Annotated in this window: 8 protein-coding genes, 1 tRNA gene and 1 pseudogene; 8 read left to right on the top strand and 2 right to left on the bottom strand. The window is 60.0% G+C overall.

Annotation, left to right across the window (positions count from 1 at the left end):
* Nucleotides 1–55: 55 nt before the first annotated feature.
* From OIU37_RS10085 to OIU37_RS10075, 3 genes and pseudogenes are all read left to right on the top strand, one after another.
* Nucleotides 56–132, top strand: a tRNA-Met gene (locus tag OIU37_RS10085).
* Between the two features lie 261 nt (nucleotides 133–393).
* Nucleotides 394–1,092: pseudogene (locus OIU37_RS10080) on the top strand (IS6 family transposase).
* Between the two features lie 98 nt (nucleotides 1,093–1,190).
* On the top strand, nucleotides 1,191–1,322 hold the full coding sequence (locus tag OIU37_RS10075; RefSeq protein WP_264257427.1) for a hypothetical protein: 132 nt from the start codon (nucleotides 1,191–1,193) through the stop codon (nucleotides 1,320–1,322).
* 66 nt (nucleotides 1,323–1,388) lie between these two features.
* Here OIU37_RS10075 and OIU37_RS10070 read toward each other — a convergent pair whose 3' ends face one another.
* Nucleotides 1,389–2,279, bottom strand: coding sequence for a LysR family transcriptional regulator (locus OIU37_RS10070; RefSeq protein WP_180694268.1), 891 nt, complete (start codon nucleotides 2,277–2,279; stop codon nucleotides 1,389–1,391).
* Nucleotides 2,280–2,381: 102 nt separating this feature from the next.
* On the opposite strand from OIU37_RS10070, the gene OIU37_RS10065 reads away from it, so the two are divergent.
* The 3 genes from OIU37_RS10065 (at nucleotide 2,382) to OIU37_RS10055 (ending at nucleotide 3,790) form a co-directional block, all read left to right on the top strand.
* Nucleotides 2,382–2,720, top strand: a complete 339-nt coding sequence (locus OIU37_RS10065; RefSeq protein ID WP_264257425.1) for an aldo/keto reductase — start codon at nucleotides 2,382–2,384, stop codon at nucleotides 2,718–2,720.
* A gap of 98 nt (nucleotides 2,721–2,818) precedes the next feature.
* Nucleotides 2,819–3,376, top strand: coding sequence for a nuclear transport factor 2 family protein (locus OIU37_RS10060; RefSeq protein ID WP_264257423.1), 558 nt, complete (start codon nucleotides 2,819–2,821; stop codon nucleotides 3,374–3,376).
* Between the two features lie 84 nt (nucleotides 3,377–3,460).
* Nucleotides 3,461–3,790 (top strand): Atu4866 domain-containing protein, encoded by a 330-nt coding sequence (locus OIU37_RS10055; RefSeq protein WP_092586163.1) that lies wholly within the window; start codon nucleotides 3,461–3,463, stop codon nucleotides 3,788–3,790.
* A 103-nt stretch (nucleotides 3,791–3,893) separates the two neighbouring features.
* Here OIU37_RS10055 and OIU37_RS10050 read toward each other — a convergent pair whose 3' ends face one another.
* Nucleotides 3,894–4,793: a LysR family transcriptional regulator gene (locus tag OIU37_RS10050; RefSeq protein WP_264257420.1), complete on the bottom strand. Its 900-nt coding sequence runs from the start codon at nucleotides 4,791–4,793 to the stop codon at nucleotides 3,894–3,896.
* A 93-nt stretch (nucleotides 4,794–4,886) separates the two neighbouring features.
* Between OIU37_RS10050 and OIU37_RS10045 the strand changes: the two genes are divergently transcribed.
* On the top strand, nucleotides 4,887–5,720 hold the full coding sequence (locus OIU37_RS10045; protein WP_264257419.1) for an SDR family oxidoreductase: 834 nt from the start codon (nucleotides 4,887–4,889) through the stop codon (nucleotides 5,718–5,720).
* A 49-nt stretch (nucleotides 5,721–5,769) separates the two neighbouring features.
* Nucleotides 5,770–6,264 carry a lipocalin-like domain-containing protein gene (locus OIU37_RS10040; RefSeq protein ID WP_264257417.1) on the top strand — a complete coding sequence of 165 codons (495 nt, stop codon included), beginning with the start codon at nucleotides 5,770–5,772 and terminating at the stop codon, nucleotides 6,262–6,264.
* The last annotated feature ends 17 nt before the right edge of the window (nucleotides 6,265–6,281 follow it).

Genomic DNA, 6,281 nt, shown 5'->3' with positions numbered 1-6,281 from the left:
AAAGCGGCCTTTCGTGTTATAATACTGCAGCAAATCCCCAACGATTTGCACTTGGCGCGGGGTGGAGCAGCCCGGTAGCTCGTCAGGCTCATAACCTGAAGGCCGCAGGTTCAAATCCTGCCCCCGCAACCAAACAAACAGCCCGCCTCGCGCGGGCTTTTTGTTTGGTAACGGGTCGAGGATTTAACGCCTAATCAGGGGCCCGCAAGGAGGCAAAGCCGACGCAGCGGGACAGAAAACAACAAAGCCTGCCCCCGCAACCAACGATCCCTGCGATCCACAAAAGCCCCGTCCGCGGGGCTTTTTGCGTTTCTGCACGCCATCATTCGCAGAACTACGAAGCGGGTTGTCACATAAGCCAGATGTCAGTGGGTAGGGCATAGAACTGGTGGGATGAAGAATTCGTCCATCAGTTACAGGCGTCACCGTTTCCCGCAACAGATCATCGCCCATGCGGTCTGGCTGTATTTCAGATTTCCTTTGAGCCTGCGGTGGTGGAGGAGCTACAGCTGGAGCGCGGGATCATCGTCTTGTATAAAACGATCCGGCGAAGGGGCCGGAAATTCGGGCCGACTTACGCAAAGCAACTCGGTCGCCGGCAGCCTTCGCGCCAGGACGTCTGGCACCTCGATGGGGTTGTGGTTTCCATCCCGGCCGAAAGCACTGGCGGCGTGCCGTCGATCAAGACGGCTCGTTCTCGATGAAATCGTTCAAAGCCGGCGCGACACCAGGGCTGCAAGGCGATTGCTGCGCAGGCTGCTGAAGAAGCAGGGCATGCCACCCAAGCGGATCATCACCGGCAAACTCCGCTCCTATAGTGCGGCCAAACGTGACCTCATGCCAACGGTTGACCACCGGTCCCATAAGGCTCTCAACAATCGAGCGGAGAATTCTCATCTGCCGCTGCGAAAACGGGAGCACCAGATGCAGGGATTCCGATCAGCCGGAGGTCTGCAACGTTTCATAACGACCTTCTCCGCCATCCGAAATCTCTTCGTCGCAATGCATCGCAGCCGCTCTGCTCTCGCCACTCACATTCATCGTCTCCGCGCCATGGCGCGTTGGAAAATAGTGACGGGTGCCATTGCCTGATCTCAGGCAGCAGCGCGGTCGTTCGTTCTCCGCTCGATAATGTGACAACTCCCCTTACAGCCATACTCGCAAGGGGTTGCCGAAAGAACGAAACAGCCGTGCAACTCGCGACGGACGCGCTGGTGCGGATCGAGGGCGCGACTTTAATGACGGCCGTCTTCGACGAAAGCGACGCGATGGAGCGGGCAATCCAGGCGACCATCGGCGATGCGACCACAGCTTCAAGGTAGCCTCTCCCCTCGGATCCGCGTCGACCCGGCCAGGCGGGCACTGGACGGCTATCTGACGGTCGGATGCTATCGCCGCCGCCTAACATGGTCGACGAGCGCCCGAAGTTTTGGCGCCAGGTTGCGCCGGCTGGGGTAATAGAGAAAAAAGCCGGCAAAGGGAGGGCAGTACTCCTGAAGGAGAGGGATCAACTGACCGGATTCGAGATAGGGCTTGAAGGTGTCCTCCATCCCGAAGGTGATGCCGCCGCCGGCGCAGGCTGTGCGGATCATAAGCCACATGTCATTGGTGGTGATCTGGGGGTCGACAGCCACGTCGAACTCACGTCCATGCTGGCCGAATTCCCAGCGATAGGGCGCGCTGTGTGGCGCTGGACGCCAGCCGATACACCGATGAGCAGAAAGTTCCGAGGGATGCTCGGGCTTGCCGAAACGTTCAATGTAGGACGGCGCAGCGAAGGCGCCCTGACGCTGGTCGCCCGACACCGGAACGGCAATCATATCCTGATCGATGACTTCGCCCAAACGTACCCCCGCGTCATAGCCTTCCGCGACAATGTCGAATTCCTCGTCCGTGACGGTCACATCGATCTGAATGGCGGGAAAGGCGTCCGCGAAACGCGCCAGAAGCGGCCCTGAGATGAACTGTTCGGCGATGGATGACACCGCCAGCCTCAACAGTCCGCTCGGTGCGCTGTCGCGGTCCGCCGTCGCGTCGAGCGCCAGTCCGACTTCGGAAATAGCCGGCGCCACCCGCTGATACAGCCGTTCACCGGCCTCTGTGAGACTGACACTGCGCGTGGTGCGCTGTACGAGCGCTACACCCAGCCGATCCTCGAGACGGCGGATGGTCTGGCTGACGGCTGGCCTTGTGACGCCCAAATTCTCCGCGGCCACGCGAAAGCTCCGCGCTTCGGCGACTGCCAGGAAAACAGAGATGCCATTCAGATCGATCGCCATTGGTTAGAATTAGTTACCATCGTGGTCATCATTGGGCAAGTTGTTCGCTCTCCTTGGCGCGTCTATCTTGGATCTCACAACCAGGAGACAGCGATATGACGCTTGGGTGTCATAGTTTCGTCCGGGCATCTGAACGAACGTGCGATCGAAATTGCGGACGAGGTTCGAGCAGTCGCCGAGGAGACCAACTCCACACCATCGCGGGTGGCGCTTGCCTGGACGCTGACCAATCCGACCGTCGTCTCCCCCATCATCGGCGCCCGCACGCTCGCCCAGGCCGAGGACAATCTCGGAGCTCTGGATCTGGTGCTTACGCCGGAACAACTGGATCGTCTGAACCGGATCAGCGCACCGAGCCCCGTCTTTCCCGCTCTTTTCACACAACGTCCCCTCGTCCAGCAACTGATCTTCGGCGGCGCCGCGACCGAACGCCGCGACTGACCGTTCAAACGAGGTGACGCTTGTCGACGGAGCACGCAGCTTCATTGCCGGTCGGTGGCCCCCCAACAAGCTCTCAGCAACAGGAAAGGACCGATACCATGACCATTCTTCCGACACGCCGGTGGGTTGCCGGCGCAAGCCGAACAGCTCTTGTCACACTGGGATTGCTGTCGCTCGCCCTGCCGGGTGCAGCCTTTGCCACCACTGTGGCAAAGCAGATACAGGCTCCGGACAATGCCGCGATCGAACGGCAGAACCGGGCGATCGTTGAAGCCGCCTTCGAAAAATGGCGTGGGGGCAGCACCTACGTCTTCGCGGAACTTCTCGCTCCCGATGTCGTGTGGACGATCCATGGCTCCGGGCCGGTCGCCGGCACCTATCGCAACCAGAAGGATTTCATCGAACAGGCATCACGTCCTCTGACCAGCCGCCTCGCGACGCCAATCGTGCCGGAGGTTCACGGCATCTTTGCCGACGGAGACACGATCATCATCCGCTTCGACGGAACGGCGACCACGACCTCGGGCGCACCCTATCGCAACCAGTTCGTCTGGATATTCAAGATGAAGGATGGCCTCGTCGTTAATGCGGAAGCCTTCCTGGACCTCATTGCCTATCAGCAGGTCGTCGACAACAACGCCCCCCGTTCCCAATGACCGACGCCTGCGGCTTCGGCAGAACTGAATGTCTGCCGAACCGAGACCGCGCGCAGGAAGAGTAACGCTTAACGGAGCCCGACCATGCGACAGCCATTTGCAGCACTCATCACAGCGGCCACCCTTTCGATCCAACCCGCAGAAGCACAGGAGACCAACTTGCAGCCGAACCATCCCTACGTTGGCATGTGGGTCACCGACGACAACCGTGTTCGCCATGAACTTCTGCCGAGCGGTCGTTATGTCGAGGCCCGCGGTCAGCGTGAGCGAGCCTATGAGGGCCGCTACGAAGTCGATGGGACGCATATCGAGTACTGGGACGACACGGGCTTCACTGCCGACGGCGATTTCGTCGATGCCAACACATTGCACCATGGCGGCATGATCTTGCGTCGCAAGCCAGCGACGCCCTGACATACCAGGCGAGCATCCGCAATGCGAAACGGCTAAAAGCGATGGGTTCCGCAGGTCTACCTCATCCATCTGACGGGGTCGGATGCCATTCACCATCGCCCCGTCATCGTGTTCTGTCCACCTCTCGCAAGAGGTCGATGAAGGCCCGAAGCGGGAATGGGACGTGCCGGCTGCGCGGGTAATAGAGGGCCAGACCAGGTGTCGGCGGGCACCAGTCATCAAGCACGGTCACCAGCTGACCGGACCCCAGAAACGGCTGGGCGAAGTATTCCGGGACATAGGCGATACCGCGCCCGTCCGCCGCCGCCTGCACGAGAAGATCATTGTCATCGAGTGTGAGGTTGCCCGGCACATCGATCGCGACTTCGGCGCCGCGTTTGGAAAACTCCCAGCGATAGCGCTTTCCGCTCGGCAAACGTTGGCGGACGCAGCAATGCGCATAAAGATCGTCGGGCGTGTACGGTATTGCTTTCCCGACCAGATAGGAAGGCGCCACCACGGCGATGAAACGCACGTCGCCACCGAATTTTACCGCGACCATGTCTTTCGGGACGGTTTCCAGCAGGCGTATTCCGGCATCGAAACCCTGTTCCACGATATCGACGAGCCGACCTTCCGAAACCAGATCAAGCTCGACGTCGGGATAGAGATCCAGAAAGCGCGGGACGACCTCTGCGAGGAGGATGCGCGCGCCGCTCTTGTTTGCATTGATCCGCAGTGTGCCGCTCGGGGTGCCGCGCTCCTCCGACAAGGTATCGAGCGCTTGATCGAGTTCCTGGAGGACCGGATCGAGGCGCGCGAGCAGGCGGGCGCCGGCCTGGGTCAGCGATACGCTGCGTGTCGTCCGGTTGAAGAGCCGCACGTCCAGTTTTGTCTCCAGTCCGATGATTGCGTGGCTGAGAGCCGAGCGCGAAACGCCCATGATGTCGGCCGCTCTGCGGAAGCTCTGGTGACTGGCCACCGCCGCAAAGGCCGCGAGATCGTTCAAACTAGGGCGTGCCATTCGTGAAATGTCCTCACCATCTCATCTCAAATTGAAGACCTTATATCACCAATGTTGATGTTTTACATTCGCATGAACAAAACAGGAGTTCCCATGCCAAAGACTTGGTTCATCACCGGCGCTTCCTCGGGGCTTGGTCTCGAGATGACGCAACAGCTGCTCACCCAGGGACACAAGGTGGTCGCAACGATCCGCCGCCTTGGGGCGCTGGCGAAACTTGCGCAGGAATACGGCGATCGCCTCGATATCGTTCAACTCGATCTGGTCAAGCCGAAGAGTATAAGCTCGGCCGTCGAAGGCGCATTCGAGCGGCACGACCGGATCGACGTGATCGTCAGCAATGCCGGCTACGGCCTGTTCGGTGCTACGGAAGAGCTCACGAATGGAGAGATCGACCGGCAAATCGCCACCAACCTTACCGGATCCATCCATCTGATCCGTGCAGCACTGCCCCTTCTTCGAAAGCAAGGCGGGGGACGGATCGTCCAGGTCTCGTCCGAAGGAGGGCAGATCGCCTATCCGGGCTTCAGCCTCTATCACGCAACCAAGTGGGGCATCGAGGGCTTCGTCGAAGCCGTGGCACAGGAAGTGGCGCCTTTCGGTATCGACTTCATTATCGCCGAGCCGGGACCGACCGGCACGAATTTCGGAGCCAATCTCGTCCGTGCGACACCGATGGATGCCTACGATGAAACCCCTGCCGGGGCCGTTCGCCGGGCGATCACCGAGGGCAGCTTCGAGATCAAGGGAGATGCAGCGCGCACCGTAGCCGCAATCATATCAGCCGCCGAGAGCGAGACGCCGCCATTGCGGCTGGCGCTGGGTAGCACGGCCTATTCCTCTATCTCACAGGCACTTTCCGCACGCGTCGCTGCCCTTGAGGCGCAGCGTGGGGTGGCGAATTCCGCCGACCGGCAGGATCCGTGAACCGCAGCAGCGGCGGAAACACAGACCTCATGAACAGGAAGGAAAAAACATGTCCATTCGACCGGTTATATTGGCCCTTGCCCTCAGCATTTCGTCGTCTGCCTTCGCGCAGACTGCCGCAGAAAACCAAGTCGTAGGCACTTGGCGGATGATGTCGGCGACGATCGATCCCGGTGGACAAAATATCGCCGCCTATGGAGAGAAACCCAATGGTCTTCTCGTCTTCACTCCCGACATGCACTTCGTGGAAGTTCTCACCGACGCCGACATCCCGCGGTTTGCTTCTAACGCTCGCGGTGAGGGAACGGATGATGAAAATCGCATGGCCATGTCACGCAGTATCGGGTTTTTTGGAACCTACACCGTGGATGATAAGGGAGAATTCAGCGGAAACCGTGTCGAAGGGGCGACATTTCCGAACTGGGTTGGCAGCGTGCGCACACGTGATGATCTGAGGCTGGTCGTTGACGGCGACCGCATGACTGAACAGTTCCGTAGGCCGGAAGGCACTGAAATCAGGATCGAATGGCAGCGCGTCAAATGAGGCACCGGACGGCGGTC

The organism is Rhizobium sp. BT-226 (genome assembly GCF_025847085.2).
In the GTDB taxonomy this organism is placed as follows: Bacteria; Pseudomonadota; Alphaproteobacteria; order Rhizobiales; family Rhizobiaceae; genus Rhizobium; species Rhizobium sophorae.
The sequence above is the reverse complement of the archived record's forward strand: the minus strand, read 5'-3'. Positions and strand labels throughout refer to the sequence as shown.

Excerpts from the sequence above, each read along its gene's own strand:
- OIU37_RS10045 (WP_264257419.1), top strand. The coding sequence starts at position 4,887 with ATGCCAAAGACTTGGTTCATCACCGGCGCTTCCTCGGGGCTTGGTCTC.
- OIU37_RS10070 (WP_180694268.1), bottom strand. The coding sequence starts at position 2,279 with ATGGCGATCGATCTGAATGGCATCTCTGTTTTCCTGGCAGTCGCCGAA.
- OIU37_RS10055 (WP_092586163.1), top strand. The coding sequence starts at position 3,461 with ATGCGACAGCCATTTGCAGCACTCATCACAGCGGCCACCCTTTCGATC.
- OIU37_RS10050 (WP_264257420.1), bottom strand. The coding sequence starts at position 4,793 with ATGGCACGCCCTAGTTTGAACGATCTCGCGGCCTTTGCGGCGGTGGCC.
- OIU37_RS10040 (WP_264257417.1), top strand. The coding sequence starts at position 5,770 with ATGTCCATTCGACCGGTTATATTGGCCCTTGCCCTCAGCATTTCGTCG.
- OIU37_RS10060 (WP_264257423.1), top strand. The coding sequence starts at position 2,819 with ATGACCATTCTTCCGACACGCCGGTGGGTTGCCGGCGCAAGCCGAACA.